Source organism: Mesorhizobium sp. Arg314 (genome assembly GCF_053714275.1).
Genome location: NZ_JBSKBP010000004.1, coordinates 132,389 through 148,783, shown reverse-complemented (window position 1 = coordinate 148,783; position 16,395 = coordinate 132,389). Strand labels below are relative to the sequence as shown.

The window sequence follows — 16,395 nt, the reverse complement described above, 5'->3', positions numbered from 1 at the left end:
GCTTTCAACCGATTTCTAATTTGCTCGCAAACCACATCGGTCCGTGCGATGGTCTTCTTCGCACTGCAGCATCAGCTCAGCTTTCGCCGGGGCGATGGATCAAGCAGCCGGGCAGGGAGACAATGCGAATTCATATCGGCTGCGAGATGAGCTTCGACTTTCCGCAGGAAGCGCCACTGATCGCGATGCTCAACGTCCACTACTCCCGCGCCTCTGATCTTGAGCGGCCGGATTTCCTGACCTCCACTCCGCCAGTGCCGATCCAGAGCTATCGCGACAGTTTCGGCAACTGGTGCAACCGACTTGTTGCCTCTCCGGGACGTTTTACTTTCGGCACCGATGCCATCATCCGCGATCCCGGCACCTTCGAGACGGGTGACCTGTCGGCTTGGCAGCACGAGGTGCGCGACCTGCCATCGGACACACTCTTGTTCCTGCTGCCCAGCCGCTATTGCGAAAGCGATGTGCTGGCGAGCGACGCCTGGCGGTTGTTTGGTCACACCCCCCTCGGCGTTCCGCGCGTCCAGGCGGTCTGCGACTTCGTCCACAACCATGTCGTCTTCAACTACGGCAATGCGCGGCCTACGCGCACCGCGGCGGAGGCCTACCGCGAGCAGAGCGGCGTCTGTCGCGATTTTGCCCATCTTGCCGTCGCCTTTTGCCGTGCGCTCAACATTCCGACCCGCTACTGCACCGGCTATATCAGCGACATCGGCATGCCGAAACCCTGGGCCCTGATGGATTTCGCCGCGTGGATGGAAGTCTATCTCGGTGGCCGCTGGCACGCTTTCGATCCGCGCAACAATGCCCCGCGCATCGGCCGCATCCTGATTGCCTCCGGCCGCGACGCGGCCGATGTGCCGCTGACCCACATCTTTGGACCGGGCACGCTAGCCGGCTTCAGAGTATGGACCGACGAAGTCGTCGAATAGGAGCTTCACGCCACGAGCCACCTTCCTCTTTGAACGACCGGACCGTTAGCGCGTTTTGCACTGCTGTGGAGCTTCGGCCGGCAGGCCGCTAAGGTCGGTCGTATCGGAAGGGGTCAGGAACCTGATGGCAGGGCATGCCGGCTCGAAAAGGGTTATCTATGCCGCGCTCGCCGGCAACCTGGCGATCGCGCTGACCAAATTTGCGGCGGCGGCCTTCACCGGTTCGTCCGCCATGCTGTCGGAAGGCGTGCATTCGCTGGTCGACACCGGCAATGGCGGGCTCCTGCTCCACGGCATGCGCCGCGCCGCGCGGCCGGCCGATCGTACGCACCCGCTCGGCCATGGACGCGAGCTCTATTTCTGGAGCTTTATCGTGGCGCTTCTGGTGTTCGCGCTCGGCGCCGGCGTTTCCTTCTATGAAGGCGTCATCCACATCATGGCGCCGGAACCAGTCGTCAACGCCAAGGTCAACTACATCGTGCTTGGCCTGTCCTTCCTGTTCGAAGGCAGCTCGTGGCTGGTGGCTCTGAGGGAATTTCGCCGGCAGAAGGGCAACCAGGGCTGGTTCGAGGCCATCCACCGAAGCAAGGATCCCAGCGTCTTTACCGTGCTGTTCGAGGACAGCGCTGCCCTGCTTGGCCTGATGGTCGCCTTTGCCGGCATATTGGCGGCGGAAATCATGGAAATGCCCGAGCTCGACGGTGTCGCCTCGATCGGCATCGCGCTGATCTTGGCCACAACGGCGATCTTCCTGGCGCGGGAGAGCAAGAGCCTGCTGCTCGGCGAGCCGGCCTCGCCGGAGGTCCAGAAGCAGGTGCTCGCCATCGCCCAGCAGGATCCGGCCGTGCAGCGCGCGAACGGAATCCTCAGCGTCCATATCGGGCCGGAGGAGATCGTTGCGGGCTTGAGCATCGAATTCGAGGACCATCTCACCGCGCCCGAGATCGAGGCCTGCGTCGAGCGCCTGGAAGCACGGTTGAAGAAGGAGATGCCGCAGATCACCAGGCTCTTCGTCAAGCCGCAGACCACTGGCACATGGGAGCGGCGGCGCGAGGCCATCGCCGAGGCAGCGGAGGAGGGCTAGGTTTTGATGCGGCGAACTTGTCAGGAGGAAGACCGATGAAGATCGACGGCGGATGCCATTGCGGCGCCATAACTTATGAGGCGGAGGTCGATCCCGAAAAGACTTCGATCTGCCATTGCACGGACTGTCAGCAACTGACCGGCACCGCGTTCCGGGTCACCGTGCGTGCGCCTGAGGAGGACTATCGCATTACCAAGGGCGAGCCCAAGGTCTATATCAAGACCGGCTCGACCGGCGCCAAGCGGGCACAGGGTTTTTGCGGCGATTGCGGCTCGCATCTCTACGCCACCTCTGTCGGTGACGGACCGAAGGTCTACGGCATCAGGGTCGGTACGTCGCGCCAGCGCGACCAACTGGTGCCGAGGACGCAATACTGGCATCGCTCGGCGCTGCACTGGCTACCGGAATTCGAGGGCACGAGGGTCGTCGAGGAGCAGTAGGGTTCCCAGGCCTCCGGCGATTAGCCGAAGCCTCTCTGCCTTCGTCATCCACGGGCGGAGCGGGAGCGAAGCGGACGCGTAGACCCGAGGATCCATGCCGTGACCTCATCAAGGGCACGGCAGAACAGAAATTCTGCACCGTTGCAACGCCTTAGCGTCACGGCATGGATTCTGAAGCGCGCCGCGCCGAACCGGATTCAGGCGACGCGCTTTAAGTCTTTGTTTTGATGCATGTCGTTGTCCCAGAACCGCTGCACACTTCTGGGCGACATGCATTAGGGTCTGCGCGCGCCGCTTCGCTCCTTGCTCCGCCCGTGGATGACGAAGCGATGGGCGTTTTGGCCAATCTCCAAGGTATGCGGCCTTGCCAGCGAAGAAAGCCCGCGTTGAGCAACTACTCGTCGCCTTCCACGACGCGCAGCCTGAGCTGGCCGGTCTTCGAATCGGCGACGCGCGAACCGCCTTCGGCCTTTGGCCCTGCACTTCGCGCGGCTTCGGTTTCACCTTCCGCGAATTCCAGCGCCTCGATCTTTTGGCCGCGCTTCGTCACCTTCGACGTCGAAACGAGGATGTCGTCGATGTCCTTGGCCGCCTGGCCGAAATGCGTCTGCAGCCGGCGCACGCGCTCGTCGACCCGCGCCACGTCTTCCATCAGCCGGATGACCTCGCCCTGGATCAGATGCGCCTGCTCGCGCATGCGGGCGTCCTTGAGGATCGCCTGGATCACCTGGATCGACAGCATCAGCAGTGACGGCGAGACGATGATGACCCGCGCCCGGTGCGCCTTCTGCACCACCGCTTCGAAATTCTCGTGGATTTCGGCGAACACCGATTCCGACGGCACGAACATGAAGGCAGTGTCCTGGGTTTCGCCCTGGATCAGGTATTTTTCGGCGATATCGCGGACATGCACTTCGATGTCGCGCCGGAAGGCCTGCGCCGCCGCCTTCTGCATGTCGGCGCCCTCGGCGGCGCGGATGGCATTCCAGGCTTCCAGCGGGAACTTGGCGTCGATGGCAAGCGAAGGAGCGCCATTGGGCATCCGCACCAGGCAGTCGGGCCGGCTGCCGTTGGAGAGGCTGGCCTGGAATTCATAGGCGCCGTGTGGCAGACCGTCGGCGATGATCGCTTCCATGCGCGACTGGCCGAAGGCGCCGCGCGTCTGCTTGTTGGAGAGGATCGCCTGCAACTGCACGACCTGGCCGGCCAAAGACTGGATGTTGCCTTGCGCTGTGTCGATCACCGCCAGCCGCTCCTGCAGCTTGGCCAGGCTTTCATGCGTCGACTTGGTCTGCTCGGTCATCGTCTGGCCGAGGCGGCCGGTCATGGCGTCGAGCCGTTGTCCCAGCGACTGGGTAAGCTCTGCCTGCCGTGCCCCGAACACCTCGGCGATCGCCCCCATGCGCCCCTGCATTTCGGCCTGCGCCTGCAGGACGTCGGCTATGCGCGCCTCGGTGTCGCGGGCATGGTCTGCCGCTTCCGCGGCGGCCACCGCACGCGCCTTGCCCGCGCGCCACAAGGCCACGGCCAGCACCAGAAACAGCGCCACCAGCAGCAATGCGCCGAAACCCAGCGCCTGGCCGAGCGTGATCGTGGTGGCGCCGAGCCGCGCGACCGGTTGCGAAAGGATGGTGGTCATGTCGTTCATTTGGGCAGCATAACCGATTCGCCTCGCTGGCACAGATCAAAACGTGAACAGGCCAGAGGTGTCCCGGTTGACGCTTTTCCAACGACGTCTTAGGTGAGACGCCATGTCGATCAAGCCGCTCATCATTCTTCCCGATCCCATACTGCGCCAGGTCTCCAAGCCGGTGGAGCGCGTCGACGGCGACCTGCGCAAGCTTGCCGACGACATGCTCGAGACCATGTATGACGCGCCGGGCATCGGCCTTGCGGCGATTCAGGTCGGCGAGCCGCGGCGGCTGCTGGTCATCGACCTCGCCAAGGAAGGCGAGCCGCCTCAGCCGCATGTCTTCATCAACCCCGAAATCCTCGAAAGCGCCGACGAGCGTTCGGTCTATGAGGAAGGGTGCCTGTCGATCCCGGATTATTATGCCGAGGTCGAGCGCCCGGCTTCCGTGCGGGTGAAGTATCTCGACCGCGACGGCAAATTGCAGGAAATACAGGCGGAAGGGCTGATGGCCACCTGCCTGCAGCACGAGATCGACCATCTCAACGGCGTGCTGTTCATCGACCACATCTCGAAGCTGAAGCGCGACATGGTGGTGAGGAAGTTCAAGAAGCTCGCCAAGGACAAGGCGCCGGGCAAGATGGTGGGGTAACAACGCCTTGAAACTCGCTGCCTTGAGCGTAAGCTCTGAGCATGATATCTCTGATATCAGAGCGGAGATACGCCAATGGGCGACATGTTAATCCGAGGCATTCCCGAGCCTTTGAAGCGTGAAATTGAGCAAGCTGCTCGCAAGGGTGGCCAGAGCTTGTCGGGCAAAGCCATCGATCTTCTGCGCAAAGGTATCGTTGCTGAAAAAGAGGCCAAGCCGGAGCGGGGCGTCTCGGCCTGGGATGCGATTCGCTCGGCATTCGTCGCTGAAAATGCCACCGACGAAGCGTTCGCAGAGATAATGGAAGAAATCGAAGCGGAAAGGAAACGTGACTTTGGTCGCCAGGTCGAGGATTTCGAGTGATCGTCCTCGACACCAACGTCATTTCCGAAGCCGGCAAGCCGACGCCCGATCCGATCGTTGCCGAATGGCTTCGCAAACAGGACGTTCTTGAACTCTACGTGTGCGGCCCGGTTATAATGGAGCAATCTTTTGGCGCGGAAAGGTTTCTGAGCAGGACCGGGTCGGATCGCTATATCCGTGTCCTCGATCATCTGATCTCACATCAGTTTGCCGGTCGCATTGCGGAGTTTGCGGGCCCGGCCCCTCGTCTTGCCGGCAAGCTACGGGCCATGCGCGAACGAAGGGGCCGCCCGATGAGTCTGCCTGACGCGATGATTGCCGCTATCTGTCTGGCGCATGATGCCACGCTGGCAACGCGCAATGTTTGCGACTTCGATGGGCTCGACCTCAAACTCGTAAATCCGTTTGAAGCGGGCTCCTGAGCGCGCCATCGGCACAAGCAGATATTGGAAGAACAAATGCCGCTTCGCGTCATCTTCATGGGCACGCCGGATTTTTCCGTGCCGACCTTGCGGGCCATCGCCGAGGCCGGACACGAGATCGTGGCTGTCTACACGCAGCCGCCGCGCGCCGCCGGCCGGCGCGGGCTGGAACTGACGCCCTCGCCGGTGCAACGCGAGGCCGAACGGCTGGGGCTCGAAGTGCGAACGCCGGCATCGCTGAAAACCGAGACCGAGCAGCAGGCCTTTGCCGCCTTGCAGGCCGATGTCGCGGTCGTCGTCGCTTATGGGCTGCTGCTGCCGAAAGCAGTCCTGGAGGCGACACGGCTCGGCTGTCTCAACGGCCATGCCTCGCTTTTGCCACGCTGGCGTGGTGCTGCTCCCATCCAGCGCGCCATCATGGCCGGCGATGCCGAAACCGGCATGATGGTCATGAAGATGGAAGAGGGTCTGGACACCGGTCCGGTGGCAATGGTTGAAAAATGCGCCATCGCACCCGATATGACGGCCGGCGAGTTGCATGACCGCCTGATGGTTCAAGGCGCCTCGCTGATGGTGCGGGCGCTCGCGCAGTTGGGGATAAATTGTCTGACATTTACCCCACAGGCAACGGCAGGGGTGACCTACGCCCGAAAGATCGATAAATCGGAGACACGCGTAGACTGGACGCGGCCTTCTGGCGAAGTCCACGATCACATTCGCGGCCTTTCGCCCTTTCCGGGCGCATGGTGCGAGGTCGACATTGGCGGCCGCATGGAGCGGCTGAAACTGCTTCGCTCGACGCTTTCGGATGGCGTCGGCGAATCGGGAGGAATTCTCGATGACCGGCTGAAGGTCGCCTGCGGGGCAGGCGCGGTCAGGCTGGTCGAAGTTCAACGGGCGGGCGGGAAGCCCGCCGCCGCGCTGGAGTTTTTGCGCGGAGCCAAGATCGAAAAAGGAACGAAACTCACATGAGCATGATGTCGATACGCGCGGCGACGCCGCGGGATCGCGAGGCGATCCGTCTCGTCGAAGAACATGCCTTTGGCCAGCGGGCGGAAGCCGGCCTGGTCGACGCACTCGTCACCGGCGGCGATGCCGTCGTCGAACTGGTTGCCGAGGAAGACGGCCAGGCCGTCGGCCACATCCTGTTTTCCAGGCTTTACGTGCAGAATGGCGGCAAGCGTTTCGCGGCCGTCGCGCTGGCGCCGCTGGCTGTCGAGCCCTCCTTCCACGGCACCGGCATCGGCGGCGCGCTGATCCGCGAGGCGCATGTCCGTCTCAAGGAAGCCGGCGAGCGGCTCGCCGTGGTTCTGGGGGATCCGGTCTATTACGGCCGCTTCGGCTATACCCATGCCCGCGCCGGCAAGTTCGAGAGCGAATATCAGGGCGAGGCGCTGCAGGCTCTGGCCTGGGGCGATGCGCCTGAGACCGGCAAGCTGGTCTACGCTTCGGCCTTCACCGCGCTCGCCGCCTAGAGCATGATCCCGAACCGAAGGTCCGCGTTCGCGAAAAGTGGGAACCGGTTTTCGGGAAAGATCATGCTCAACCGAAAAGACAAGGCCTCGTCGCGATCGCGGGCGGTTGCCTGAACATGCCGCGTTTTCGGCTCGATATCGAATATGACGGCAGCCAGTTCGCCGGCTGGCAGCATCAGGCCGACCAGCCCTCCGTGCAGCAGGCGATCGAGCAGGCGATCGAAAGATTCTGCGGCGAACAGATAAGGTTGCGTGCCGCCGGCCGCACCGATGCCGGCGTGCACGCCACCGCACAGGTGGCGCATGTCGACCTGGCCAGGGACTGGCCGGGCGACAAGGTGCGCGACGCCGTGAACGCCCATCTGCAGGCGGCGGGCGCGCGCGTCACCATCCTCAAGGCGGGCGTCGTCGCCGACGGCTTCGACGCGCGCTTTTCCGCCACCGGCCGCCACTATCTCTATCGCATCCTCAACCGTCGGGCGCCGGCGGCGCTGGAAAAGGGCAAGGTGTGGTGGGTGCCGAAACGCCTCGATGCCGAGGCCATGCACGAGGCGGCCCAAGTGCTGCTCGGGCGGCACGACTTCACCACCTTCCGCTCCACCCAGTGCCAGGCCGAAAGCCCGGTCCGCACGCTTGCGCAGCTGGATGTCAGTCGCGTTGGCGACCTGATCGAAGTTCGCACTTCGGCGCGCTCTTTCCTGCACAATCAGGTGCGCTCGATGGTGGGCTCCTTGCGGCGCGTCGGCGACGGCTCCTGGGGCGCGGCCGATCTCAAGGCGGCGCTCGAAGCACGCGACCGCGCCGCCTGCGGCCAGGTAGCCCCACCGGACGGGCTCTTTCTCGTCGGCGTGGATTATCGGGAAGCCGTCTGAAGGACGCGTCGATCAGCCGGCGTCGTCTTCAGCCAGTTCGTCCGACCAATTGGCTCCGCCATAGAACAGGCGCAGAATCACGATCCGCTCAGGCTCCACGACGAAAGCGACGGTGATCCGCCGTTCAAATCCGACGACACGAAGGCCCGGCCGCACGTCATCACGGCGCGTGCCACGTTCAGAGCCATGCTCGAGGCGCTCGCAAAACGCCCGTATGCGACTGTCATAGCGGTCCGCCGTGATGGGGCTGCTAGCTTCAGCAACGTTAGTGTAAATGCGATCGAGATCGTCGCCGGCATCAAGCGAGTAGACGACGGCCCGGCGCTTTACGGTTTCTTCTGCGAATGGGTATCGTGGCGCTTGCGCGCCCGTTCGGCCATTTCCGCAGGCGAAATGACTTTGCCAGGGTTTGTCTTCCACGCATCATAGGTCGGTGCGACTTCCTCGCGGAGCCAGCGCTCCACCGCGGCGTCGCGCTCCTGAAGGGCGCGAAGCCCCGCGCGGATGACTTCGCTGCTGGTCGCATAGGTGCCCGAGCGGACAAGTTGATCGATGAAGGCGGCTTGCTCCGCCGGCAGGCTGAAGGTGCGTTTTTCGGTAGCGGACATAGTAACCCTCCACAGAATGGTATGAAATTATCATACCCATTCCGTGGATAAATTGAAAGACGTCGTCGGTCGGGCGGGATCAACCCGTCGTGCCGCCCGGCAAGTCGACGCCGAGCAGCGCCTGCAGGCCGAACAGGACGAGCAGCGAGGCAATGAACATGCCGACAAAGACGGCGGTGCCGACGGCGGCGCCCTTGCCGATCGATGCATTGGTCATGCGCCAGGTCAGCAGCATCGACAGCGCGAACAAAACCAGCGAGACCAGGCTGCTGATTTCGCTGGTGGAAGGCAGGAAAAGCCTGAGCAGCGCCGAGGGCAGCATCAGCCAGGCGATGATCGCCGACGCCCAGTTGGACGCAACGACATAGTGGACGAAGCGGCCGCCGATGCCGGCACGCGGCGCGACCAGCGCAAGCGCCACCAGCGGCAACACCCAGGAGCCGATATCGACGGTCGCCAGCCGGATGAGCGTGCCGAGGCGCCCGGCGAAGGCATCGGGGTCACCGATCTCGTTGGCGATCCCGACCCAGCCGACGATCAGCGCCGGCGCCGCCACGATGATGGCGAAGAAGGAATTCCAGAAACCGTCCGCCGAAAGGTCGAGCAGGCGCAGGCCGTCGGCCTTGCCGAACATAAGTCGCCAGGCGCCGGCCAGCGAAGCGTAGGTTTCGTCTGCCGAAAGCATGGTCACGAAAGGCCTTTTCCGAACCAGTCTTCGATGAAGCGTTCGTAGATTTGCGTCAGCGTATCGAGGTCGGCAAGCGCGACGCGTTCGTCCACCATATGCATGGTCTTGCCGACCAGCCCGAATTCGACCACCGGGCAATAATCCTTGATGAAGCGGGCGTCCGAGGTGCCGCCGGAGGTCGAGAGCGCCGGCGTCTTGCCGACCACCGCCCTGACCGAGCTACTCAGCGTATCGATCAGCTTGTCGTCGCGGGTGAGGAAGACATGGCTCGGCCGGTCGCGCCAGACAAGCTCATAGTCGACCGGCGTCTTCTTGCCCGGCCGGTATTTTTTGCGCCCGGCGGCCTGGTCGAGCCGGTTGTGGATCTCGGCCTGGACAGTTTCTGCATCCCAAGTGTCGTTGAAGCGGATGTTGAACGTGGCTGTCGCCTTGGCCGGGATGACGTTGGTCGCCGGATTGCCGACATCGATCGACGTCACCTCGAGATTGGTCGGCTGGAAATCCTTCGTGCCCTTGTCGAACACGGGATGAAGCAGCGCATCGACCAGGCTGATGAGTCCGCGCACCGGGTTGTCGGCAAGCTGCGGGTAGGCGGCGTGGCCCTGGCGTCCGTTCACGATCACGCTGCCCGACAGTGAGCCGCGCCGGCCGATCTTGATCATGTCGCCGAGCGCATCGGGATTGGTCGGCTCGCCGACGATCGAGGCGTCCCACTTCTCGCCCTTGGCCGCCGCCCAGCCGAGCAGCTTGGTGGTGCCGTTGATGGCGGGTCCTTCCTCGTCGCCGGTGATGAGCAGGGAGACCGAGCCTTGCGGGCCGCCATTCTTCGCGACGTGACGCGCCACCGCGGCGATGAAGCAGGCAATGCCGCCCTTCATGTCGACGGCGCCGCGACCATACATCTCGCCATTGGCGATCTCGGCGGCGAAGGGCGGATGCGTCCAGGCCGCCTCGTCGCCCACCGGCACCACGTCGGTATGGCCGGCAAACATCAGATGCGGGCCATTGCCCGAGCGCCGCGCATAGAGGTTTTCGATGTCCGGCGTTCCGTCTTCCGAGAAGACTGGACGCTCGACGGCGAAGCCGAGCGGCTTCAGCATGTCTTCCAGCGCGGCAAGCGCGCCGCCTTCGGCGGGCGTCACGGAAGGACAGCGGATCAGGGCGGCAAGGTTAGCGGCGGGGTCGGTCGGCAATGTCATGGGCAAAGCGATAGTCGAAAGCGTTTGTCGTGTCACGGTGGCAGATGATCGCCGGTCATACCGCCGACAATATGGCTTTCATGGCGTATAAATGCCTGTCGCCCAGAAGTGTGCAGCGGTTCTGGGAGAACGACATGCATCATGGCGAGTTGCGAGCCAAGCGAGGACGAATGCATGGCCAGCGAAGCAAGGACGATCGCGGTCGCCGGCGCCGGCAGCATCGGCGGCTATGTCGGCGGATGCCTGGCGCTCGCCGGACGCAAGGTGGTCTTTCTCGGTCGCGGCCGCGTCGTCGAGGCCATGCGCCAGGGTGGACTGCGCGTCAGCGATCTCGATGGCCGCGACCGCCGCATCGAGGCACAGGCGATTTCGGCCACCGACGATCCGGCGATCGCGCTGCATGAGGCGGCCGTCATTCTGGTGACGGTGAAGAGCGGCGCAACCGCGGAGATGGCGAAGCTGATAGCCGTCCACGGGCGTTCGGATGCCGTGGTGGTCAGCCTGCAGAACGGCGTCGACAATGCGGACAGGTTGCGCGCCCGGCTCCCCGGCCGGCAGGTGCTGACCGGCATGGTGATGTTCAACGTCGTCCAGTCGCTGGACGGCGAGGTCCCGTTCCGCGTGCATCGCGCCAGCCAGGGCGAGGTGATGATCGACGGCGGCGTCGACGGCCTTGCCGATCTGCTCAATGTCGACGGACTTGCCGTCGAAGCGCGCGCCGACATGAAGGCGGTGCAGTGGAGCAAATTGCTGATGAACCTCAACAACGCGCTGGTCGCGCTCTCCGACCTGCCGCTGGCTGTGCAACTCGCCGACCGAAGCTGGCGCGTCATCCTGGCCGCCCAGATCGACGAGGCGCTCGCCGCGATGAAGGCGGCGGGCATAACGCCGGCGCGCATCACCGGATTGCCGGCGGCGCTGCTGCCGAAGGTGCTGCGGCTCCCCGACTGGCTGTTCGGCCTTCTGGCGCGCCGCATGCTGGCGATCGATCCCGAAGCGCGCTCGTCGATGTGGGACGATCTGAAACGCGGGCGTCCGACCGAGATCGACGAATTGCAGGGCGCCGTCATTCGCGTGGCCAGGCAAAGCGGCACCCCGACGCCGGTCAACCAACGCGTCACGGCGCTGGTGCGTCAGGCCGAGGCGGAAAAGCATGGTCCGCCCGGTCTTGGGCCGGAAGCGGTTTAGAGCAATTCCAGGAAAAGTGTGAAACGGTTAGGCTCGGCGACTTCGCCGTAGCCTTCCGGCCGGAATTGCGCTCTAGCTGCGGTCCTCGATCAGCGTGATCTTCTGCCAGATCTTGCGCGACAGGTTGGAGGCCAGGTTCTCGATGTCGTTGACGGCATTGACGACGACATAGTCGTTGACCGATTGCGCGAACAGCGCCGCGATCTTGCCGGTGATCGACAGCATCTCCGAGCAATAGTCGAGGTAGCGCGCAAGATCGGCCGCGTTGGTGATGCGGATGGGCGAGTGCGAGGTCGGCTTGAAATCGGCCGACAGTGTCGCCGGGTCCTTGGTCAGCTGATGCATGTCGATGACATGGATCAGCGAGCGCAGCCCGTGCAACTGGCGGAATACCTTGTTGCGCTTGATGCGCTCCTCGGTGCGGACCAGCGCCAGCAATCCGAGCACGGCCAGGATAACGGTGTTGATCGTCGCCTCGATGCCTTGCATCGACTGCACGGCATCGTCAGCTCCCGAAATGCGGTCGAGCGGCAGGATGGTGCCGACGAACAGGAACATCGCCACGCCGGCGATGAAGGCGGCGACGATGACGCCGCGCAGCCACCAGATCGGCGCTTCCAGCTCCTTTGCGGCGTTCGCCAGGTCCCGCGACAGCGATACCAGCTCGGCGGCGACGCCACGCAGGCCGGCTTCCGGAAAACGATCGCCGACCCGCACTTCCAGCCTTTCGGCGGTCTCGATGATCAATTGCGGATCGAGCGTGCGGTAGCGCATGGCGGTTTCAGGGTTCGCCCGGCGCGTTGGTACGCCTGCCGTAACGGTTCGGTCCGGGATCGCTGCGGAAACAGGCGAGGATGACGAGCAGGATCGGGCCGATGACCAGCGAGATCAGCGCAAAATAAGTCGGCTTGCCGAAATCATGGAAGCGCTTTGCCGTCACCGCGAAGGTGGCCCAGGCCGAGATCAGCAGCACGCCCCAGCATATCATGGCCCAGTTCTGGCTGGCGGCGGAGTTGAGCTCCACCCGCGCGAACTGGTAGAACGGAAAAAACTGGACAAGGACCAGCAAGATCCCGGCCAGCGCATACGCGACCGGGCTCAGCCGCCCCGAAAGGCTGAAGAACAGCCAGAGGAATTGCGATCTTTCAGACAATGGCGTCCGCTCCGCTGTGGAGGATCAATCGCGCAGCAATTCGTTGATCGAGGTCTTGGAGCGGGTCTTGGCGTCGACGCGCTTGACGATGACGGCGCAGTAGAGGCCCGGGCCCGGCTCGTTGTTCGGAAGGGCCTTGCCCGGCATCGAGCCGGCGACGACGACGGAATTCGCCGGCACTTCGCCATAGAAGACCTCGCCCGTGGCGCGGTCGACGATCTTGGTCGACTGTCCGATGAAGACGCCCATGCCAAGCACCGAGCCTTCGCGCACGATGCAGCCTTCGACCACTTCCGAGCGTGCGCCGATGAAGCAATTATCCTCGATGATGGTCGGGCCTGCCTGCATCGGCTCCAGCACGCCGCCGATGCCGACACCCCCCGAAAGATGCACGTTCTTGCCGATCTGGGCGCAGGAGCCGACCGAGGCCCAGGTGTCGACCATGGTGCCGGTATCGACATAGGCGCCGACATTGACGAAGGACGGCATCAGCACCGCGCCCGGCGCGACATAGGCCGAGCGGCGCACGATCGAGGACGGGACGGCACGGAAACCGGCCTTCTCGAAGTCGACGGCGCTCCAGCCGTCGAACTTCGACGGCACCTTGTCCCACCACACGGCCTGGCCGGGACCGCCCTTGATGATCTCCATCGGGTTCAGCCGGAAGGAGAGCAGCACCGCCTTCTTCAGCCACTGGTTGACGTGCCACTTGCCGTCGTCTTGCCGTTCGGCGACGCGGGCGACACCACGATCGAGCAGGTCGAGCGCCGACTGGATGGCCTCGCGCGCCTCGCCGCGCGTCGCGGTCGAAATCGTGTCCCGCTCCTCGAAGGCCTTTTCGATGGTGCTTTCGAGGCTCGCCAGATCGGGCTTCGACATGATTTCGCTCCATTACCAAGCTGTTAAGGGGCTGCGCCTTAACCTGTTTAAAAGTCGCGCGGACCCTATGTTAAGGCTCAATGGGGGTCAATCGCGCCTGCGTCACGGGACGGCGCAAGTAAGGGAATTGGACGGGTGGATTCGATGACTCCCATGGAAAAGGCGGGATGGACGCCGCTGCCGCATTCGGACGAGGACCTGGAGCGCTCGAAAAGCGTGCCGGATACCCCGCAGACACGCGCCGAAACCTACCGGCTGGCCTGGAACGATCCCGACTTCATGACGCGGCGCGAGTTACGCGCCGTGCGGCTGCAGCTCGAACTCTTGAAGCCGGAAATGATCCTGGCCGAACGCGGCATTCACTCGACCGTGATCCTGTTCGGCGGCGCCCGCCTGCCGGAACCCGGCGGCGAGGCCTGGGCGGCCAAGAACGAGACGCAGAAGAAGAACCTCGAGGCGAACAGCAAATATTACGAGGAAGCGCGCAAATTCGCCCGTCTGTGCTCGCGGCAGTCGGCTACGTCCTACTATCGTGAGTACGTCGTCGTCACCGGCGGCGGACCCGGCGTCATGGAGGCAGGCAACCGCGGCGCCGACGACGTCGGCGCACCGTCGATCGGCTTGAACATCGTGTTGCCGCACGAGCAGGCGCCCAACGCCTATGTCACGCCGGAGCTCTGCTTCAACTTTCACTATTTCGCCATCCGCAAGATGCATTTCGTCATGCGCGCCAAGGCGGTCGCGGTGTTTCCGGGCGGCTTCGGCACGATGGACGAGTTCTTCGAGACGCTGACGCTCATCCAGACGGGGCGCATGGAGCGTGTGCCGGTGATCCTGTTCGGCAAGGCGTTCTGGCAAAGGGCGATCGATCTCGATTTCCTCGCCGAGCAGGGCACGATCTCGCCCGGCGATCAGGACATCATCGATTTCGTCGACACCGCCGAAGAAGCCTGGGACATTATCCGCCGCTTCTACAAGCTCTGAAAGGCGCGGGAAACAAACTTGCCCGGTCCCGGTGTGCCTAAACCGGCAGCTCGACCAGCCAGCCATTCGAGTGCGCGAAACGCACGATGGCCGCCCGCGAGCGGAGCTCGAGCTTCTCGGTCGCCCTGGTGCGATAGGTTTCGATCGTCTTTATGCTGAGGTTGAGCCGGGACGAGATTTCCTTGTTGCTGTAGCCGAGCGCCACCAGTTGGATGACCGACCGCTCCCTTTCGCTGAGATTGCCTGGATCGCCCTGCGCGGCGCTGCGTGGGCTCAGTATGCGCGCCGCAAGCGCCGGATCGACATAGTTGTCGCCGGCCAGCACGCATCGGATGGCCTGCAGCAGATCCGTTGCGGTCGACCGCTTGACCACGAAACCGCGCCCGCCGGCCGCAAGCACCTGGCGAAGGCAGCCGGGGTCCTCATGCGCCGTCAGCGCTATGCAGCTGACCTCCGGAAAGCGCTCGCCGAGCCGCTCGATCAGCGTGACCCCGTTGACGCCGGGAAGCGATATGTCGACCACGGCGACATCGGGCAGCGTCTTGCCGATCCCTTCGAGGGCATCATCGGCATTCCCGGCCAATCCGACGATCGTCAGGTCCTCCTGGCTGTTGATCATCGCCCCGACCCCGGACAGGATGATCGGGTGGTCATCGACCACAAATATCCGCTTGCAGCACACCTTTAACCTCCATCAGTCGATGAAGGAGCCCTTCACCCTGGAAGGGCCCCTCTTGTCCTTGATGGTCTAGGCAACTGCCCCGCCTTATGCGGGACGCCCGTCTGTTTCGGCAAGCCGCGAGGCGGCCGTAGCGGGTAAGCTATCCCCCGCCTAACCCATGCGGCCGGACTGTAAGCCGGGACTAAAGTCCGGGATGTGCAGCGCTTCACGTAACCCCACCCGACGTGGAGGATGCCATTTCCGACTTGATCATATTGCTTGGTACGAAACCGTCGATCAGCCGGCGAGGGGCACGTCGGCGTAAAGCGTGGTTCCCTTGCCACGGGCGGTTTCAACCGACAATTTGCCACCCACCAGCGCAAGGCGTTCTTTCATTCCCGCAAGTCCCAAACGGCCCGGGCCAGGCTCGGCGCTGCCGTCAAAGCCGCTGCCGTCATCCTCTATTGCCAGGCGCATCCGATCGTCCTGGATGTGCGCCGTCACGCTTATGCGGCTCGGCGCGGCATGCTTGCCGATATTGGTGAGTGCCTCCTGTGCGATCCGGTAAAGCGTGAGCGCGATCTCGGCGGGCAACGGGTTCGAAAGGGCTTCGAGGTCCATTTCGCACGTTATGCCGAGCTGGCCGCAAAGCACGGCGGCCAGATCCTCGACCGAAGCCCGCAGGCCATGGCGTTCGATATCCGCGGGCCGCAAGCCCCAGGCGGCGTCATGCACCCTTGCGTTCAGTTGGTCGACAAGCATCGCGGCGCGTGCGAGGCGACTGTCCATCTCAAGCGAGCCGGCGCGAACGATGTGCAATTCGAGCGCGACGCTGGCCAGCATCTGGCCCAGGTCGTCATGCAGCTCGCGCGACAGGCGCAGGCGCTGCTCTTCCTGCACGGCAACCAGATGCCGCGCCAGGCTCAGGCGCCGAACTTTCGAGCTATCGTCCTTGCCGGTGTCGATGCCACCCTCCATCGACGTCCCTTCTCGTCGATGCCGCAAAGTACGGGCCTGCGAGAAAAGGCATTAGGGGTTCTTCCCTCGCGCAATATACACCCGGCATATGCCTTTATGCCTGTCAGTTTTTTCCCGATTGCTTCAACTTTTCCTGACACGGAGATCAGCAGAAAAACCGACGGTGCCTGCCGATCAGCCCGAATGT

At 63.7% G+C, this 16,395-nt stretch carries 21 protein-coding genes; 11 read left to right on the top strand and 10 right to left on the bottom strand.

Features of this window, described 5'->3' with window-relative positions; all coding sequences use genetic code 11:
* Nucleotides 1-122: 122 nt before the first annotated feature.
* The 3 genes from ACWGS9_RS06380 (at nucleotide 123) to ACWGS9_RS06370 (ending at nucleotide 2,456) form a co-directional block, all read left to right on the top strand.
* Entirely contained in the window at nucleotides 123-932 is an 810-nt protein-coding gene (locus tag ACWGS9_RS06380; protein WP_454504425.1) for a transglutaminase-like domain-containing protein, read from the top strand.
* A gap of 124 nt (nucleotides 933-1,056) precedes the next feature.
* Nucleotides 1,057-2,016 carry a cation diffusion facilitator family transporter gene (locus ACWGS9_RS06375; protein ID WP_454504424.1) on the top strand — a complete coding sequence of 320 codons (960 nt, stop codon included), beginning with the start codon at nucleotides 1,057-1,059 and terminating at the stop codon, nucleotides 2,014-2,016.
* 35 nt (nucleotides 2,017-2,051) lie between these two features.
* Nucleotides 2,052-2,456, top strand: a complete 405-nt coding sequence (locus ACWGS9_RS06370; RefSeq protein WP_454504423.1) for a GFA family protein — start codon at nucleotides 2,052-2,054, stop codon at nucleotides 2,454-2,456.
* A 394-nt stretch (nucleotides 2,457-2,850) separates the two neighbouring features.
* On the opposite strand, the gene ACWGS9_RS06365 is transcribed toward ACWGS9_RS06370, so the two are convergent.
* On the bottom strand, nucleotides 2,851-4,104 hold the full coding sequence (locus ACWGS9_RS06365; protein ID WP_454504422.1) for a DNA recombination protein RmuC: 1,254 nt from the start codon (nucleotides 4,102-4,104) through the stop codon (nucleotides 2,851-2,853).
* Nucleotides 4,105-4,207: 103 nt separating this feature from the next.
* On the opposite strand from ACWGS9_RS06365, the gene def reads away from it, so the two are divergent.
* The 6 genes from def (at nucleotide 4,208) to truA (ending at nucleotide 7,870) form a co-directional block, all read left to right on the top strand.
* Nucleotides 4,208-4,738 (top strand): peptide deformylase, encoded by a 531-nt coding sequence (def, locus tag ACWGS9_RS06360; RefSeq protein WP_454504421.1) that lies wholly within the window; start codon nucleotides 4,208-4,210, stop codon nucleotides 4,736-4,738.
* Between the two features lie 75 nt (nucleotides 4,739-4,813).
* Nucleotides 4,814-5,101 (top strand): plasmid stabilization protein, encoded by a 288-nt coding sequence (locus tag ACWGS9_RS06355; RefSeq protein ID WP_454504420.1) that lies wholly within the window; start codon nucleotides 4,814-4,816, stop codon nucleotides 5,099-5,101.
* On the top strand, nucleotides 5,098-5,523 hold the full coding sequence (locus tag ACWGS9_RS06350) for a type II toxin-antitoxin system VapC family toxin (RefSeq protein WP_454504419.1): 426 nt from the start codon (nucleotides 5,098-5,100) through the stop codon (nucleotides 5,521-5,523). The genes ACWGS9_RS06355 and ACWGS9_RS06350 overlap by 4 nt, the downstream gene beginning before the upstream one ends.
* A 36-nt stretch (nucleotides 5,524-5,559) precedes the next feature.
* Complete coding sequence (gene fmt, locus ACWGS9_RS06345) at nucleotides 5,560-6,495, top strand: methionyl-tRNA formyltransferase (RefSeq protein ID WP_454504418.1); 936 nt, start codon at nucleotides 5,560-5,562, stop codon at nucleotides 6,493-6,495.
* A complete protein-coding gene (locus ACWGS9_RS06340) occupies nucleotides 6,492-6,998 on the top strand; it encodes a GNAT family N-acetyltransferase (RefSeq protein WP_454504417.1) in 507 nt (168 codons plus the stop codon). Before fmt ends, ACWGS9_RS06340 begins: the two co-directional genes overlap by 4 nt.
* Before the next feature lie 116 nt (nucleotides 6,999-7,114).
* Nucleotides 7,115-7,870 (top strand): tRNA pseudouridine(38-40) synthase TruA, encoded by a 756-nt coding sequence (gene truA / locus ACWGS9_RS06335; protein ID WP_454504416.1) that lies wholly within the window; start codon nucleotides 7,115-7,117, stop codon nucleotides 7,868-7,870.
* A 12-nt stretch (nucleotides 7,871-7,882) separates the two neighbouring features.
* Here truA and ACWGS9_RS06330 read toward each other — a convergent pair whose 3' ends face one another.
* The 4 genes from ACWGS9_RS06330 to dapE form a co-directional block, all read right to left on the bottom strand.
* Nucleotides 7,883-8,290 carry a type II toxin-antitoxin system RelE/ParE family toxin gene (locus tag ACWGS9_RS06330; RefSeq protein ID WP_454504415.1) on the bottom strand — a complete coding sequence of 136 codons (408 nt, stop codon included), beginning with the start codon at nucleotides 8,288-8,290 and terminating at the stop codon, nucleotides 7,883-7,885.
* A complete protein-coding gene (locus ACWGS9_RS06325; RefSeq protein ID WP_320311507.1) occupies nucleotides 8,197-8,478 on the bottom strand; it encodes a type II toxin-antitoxin system ParD family antitoxin in 282 nt (93 codons plus the stop codon). The genes ACWGS9_RS06330 and ACWGS9_RS06325 overlap by 94 nt, the downstream gene beginning before the upstream one ends.
* A gap of 79 nt (nucleotides 8,479-8,557) precedes the next feature.
* Entirely contained in the window at nucleotides 8,558-9,163 is a 606-nt protein-coding gene (locus ACWGS9_RS06320) for a transporter (RefSeq protein ID WP_454504542.1), read from the bottom strand.
* Between the two features lie 2 nt (nucleotides 9,164-9,165).
* On the bottom strand, nucleotides 9,166-10,365 hold the full coding sequence (gene dapE / locus ACWGS9_RS06315; RefSeq protein ID WP_454504414.1) for a succinyl-diaminopimelate desuccinylase: 1,200 nt from the start codon (nucleotides 10,363-10,365) through the stop codon (nucleotides 9,166-9,168).
* A 174-nt stretch (nucleotides 10,366-10,539) separates the two neighbouring features.
* Between dapE and ACWGS9_RS06310 the strand changes: the two genes are divergently transcribed.
* The gene (locus tag ACWGS9_RS06310) at nucleotides 10,540-11,553 is read left to right on the top strand and encodes a 2-dehydropantoate 2-reductase (RefSeq protein WP_454504413.1); all 1,014 of its coding nucleotides are present in this window, start codon (nucleotides 10,540-10,542) and stop codon (nucleotides 11,551-11,553) included.
* Between the two features lie 72 nt (nucleotides 11,554-11,625).
* Here ACWGS9_RS06310 and ACWGS9_RS06305 read toward each other — a convergent pair whose 3' ends face one another.
* Genes ACWGS9_RS06305 through dapD form a run of 3 tightly spaced genes read right to left on the bottom strand, consistent with a single transcriptional unit; the run spans nucleotide 11,626 to nucleotide 13,585 of the window.
* Nucleotides 11,626-12,327, bottom strand: a complete 702-nt coding sequence (locus ACWGS9_RS06305; RefSeq protein ID WP_454504412.1) for a hypothetical protein — start codon at nucleotides 12,325-12,327, stop codon at nucleotides 11,626-11,628.
* A 7-nt stretch (nucleotides 12,328-12,334) separates the two neighbouring features.
* Nucleotides 12,335-12,706 carry a DUF805 domain-containing protein gene (locus ACWGS9_RS06300; RefSeq protein WP_454504411.1) on the bottom strand — a complete coding sequence of 124 codons (372 nt, stop codon included), beginning with the start codon at nucleotides 12,704-12,706 and terminating at the stop codon, nucleotides 12,335-12,337.
* 24 nt (nucleotides 12,707-12,730) lie between these two features.
* Nucleotides 12,731-13,585 (bottom strand): 2,3,4,5-tetrahydropyridine-2,6-dicarboxylate N-succinyltransferase, encoded by an 855-nt coding sequence (dapD, locus tag ACWGS9_RS06295; RefSeq protein WP_454504410.1) that lies wholly within the window; start codon nucleotides 13,583-13,585, stop codon nucleotides 12,731-12,733.
* 144 nt (nucleotides 13,586-13,729) lie between these two features.
* Here dapD and ACWGS9_RS06290 point away from each other — a divergent pair, with 144 nt between their 5' ends.
* A complete protein-coding gene (locus ACWGS9_RS06290; RefSeq protein ID WP_320311502.1) occupies nucleotides 13,730-14,569 on the top strand; it encodes an LOG family protein in 840 nt (279 codons plus the stop codon).
* 37 nt (nucleotides 14,570-14,606) lie between these two features.
* Here the strand turns inward: ACWGS9_RS06290 and ACWGS9_RS06285 are convergent, their stop codons facing one another.
* Both ACWGS9_RS06285 and ACWGS9_RS06280 read right to left on the bottom strand, forming a co-directional pair.
* The gene (locus tag ACWGS9_RS06285) at nucleotides 14,607-15,230 is read right to left on the bottom strand and encodes a response regulator transcription factor (protein ID WP_320216292.1); all 624 of its coding nucleotides are present in this window, start codon (nucleotides 15,228-15,230) and stop codon (nucleotides 14,607-14,609) included.
* A gap of 297 nt (nucleotides 15,231-15,527) precedes the next feature.
* Complete coding sequence (locus tag ACWGS9_RS06280) at nucleotides 15,528-16,208, bottom strand: sensor histidine kinase (protein ID WP_454504409.1); 681 nt, start codon at nucleotides 16,206-16,208, stop codon at nucleotides 15,528-15,530.
* Between the last annotated feature and the right edge of the window lie 187 nt (nucleotides 16,209-16,395).

Coding starts and splice junctions, on each gene's coding strand:
- ACWGS9_RS06370 (WP_454504423.1), top strand. CDS start 2,052: ATGAAGATCGACGGCGGATGCCATTGCGGCGCCATAACTTATGAGGCG.
- ACWGS9_RS06325 (WP_320311507.1), bottom strand. CDS start 8,478: ATGTCCGCTACCGAAAAACGCACCTTCAGCCTGCCGGCGGAGCAAGCC.
- ACWGS9_RS06355 (WP_454504420.1), top strand. CDS start 4,814: ATGGGCGACATGTTAATCCGAGGCATTCCCGAGCCTTTGAAGCGTGAA.
- ACWGS9_RS06375 (WP_454504424.1), top strand. CDS start 1,057: ATGGCAGGGCATGCCGGCTCGAAAAGGGTTATCTATGCCGCGCTCGCC.
- dapE (WP_454504414.1), bottom strand. CDS start 10,365: ATGACATTGCCGACCGACCCCGCCGCTAACCTTGCCGCCCTGATCCGC.
- ACWGS9_RS06280 (WP_454504409.1), bottom strand. CDS start 16,208: ATGGAGGGTGGCATCGACACCGGCAAGGACGATAGCTCGAAAGTTCGG.
- ACWGS9_RS06290 (WP_320311502.1), top strand. CDS start 13,730: ATGACTCCCATGGAAAAGGCGGGATGGACGCCGCTGCCGCATTCGGAC.
- ACWGS9_RS06340 (WP_454504417.1), top strand. CDS start 6,492: ATGAGCATGATGTCGATACGCGCGGCGACGCCGCGGGATCGCGAGGCG.
- dapD (WP_454504410.1), bottom strand. CDS start 13,585: ATGTCGAAGCCCGATCTGGCGAGCCTCGAAAGCACCATCGAAAAGGCC.
- ACWGS9_RS06380 (WP_454504425.1), top strand. CDS start 123: ATGCGAATTCATATCGGCTGCGAGATGAGCTTCGACTTTCCGCAGGAA.
- ACWGS9_RS06320 (WP_454504542.1), bottom strand. CDS start 9,163: ATGCTTTCGGCAGACGAAACCTACGCTTCGCTGGCCGGCGCCTGGCGA.
- ACWGS9_RS06365 (WP_454504422.1), bottom strand. CDS start 4,104: ATGAACGACATGACCACCATCCTTTCGCAACCGGTCGCGCGGCTCGGC.
- ACWGS9_RS06310 (WP_454504413.1), top strand. CDS start 10,540: ATGGCCAGCGAAGCAAGGACGATCGCGGTCGCCGGCGCCGGCAGCATC.
- truA (WP_454504416.1), top strand. CDS start 7,115: ATGCCGCGTTTTCGGCTCGATATCGAATATGACGGCAGCCAGTTCGCC.
- ACWGS9_RS06305 (WP_454504412.1), bottom strand. CDS start 12,327: ATGCGCTACCGCACGCTCGATCCGCAATTGATCATCGAGACCGCCGAA.
- def (WP_454504421.1), top strand. CDS start 4,208: ATGTCGATCAAGCCGCTCATCATTCTTCCCGATCCCATACTGCGCCAG.
- fmt (WP_454504418.1), top strand. CDS start 5,560: ATGCCGCTTCGCGTCATCTTCATGGGCACGCCGGATTTTTCCGTGCCG.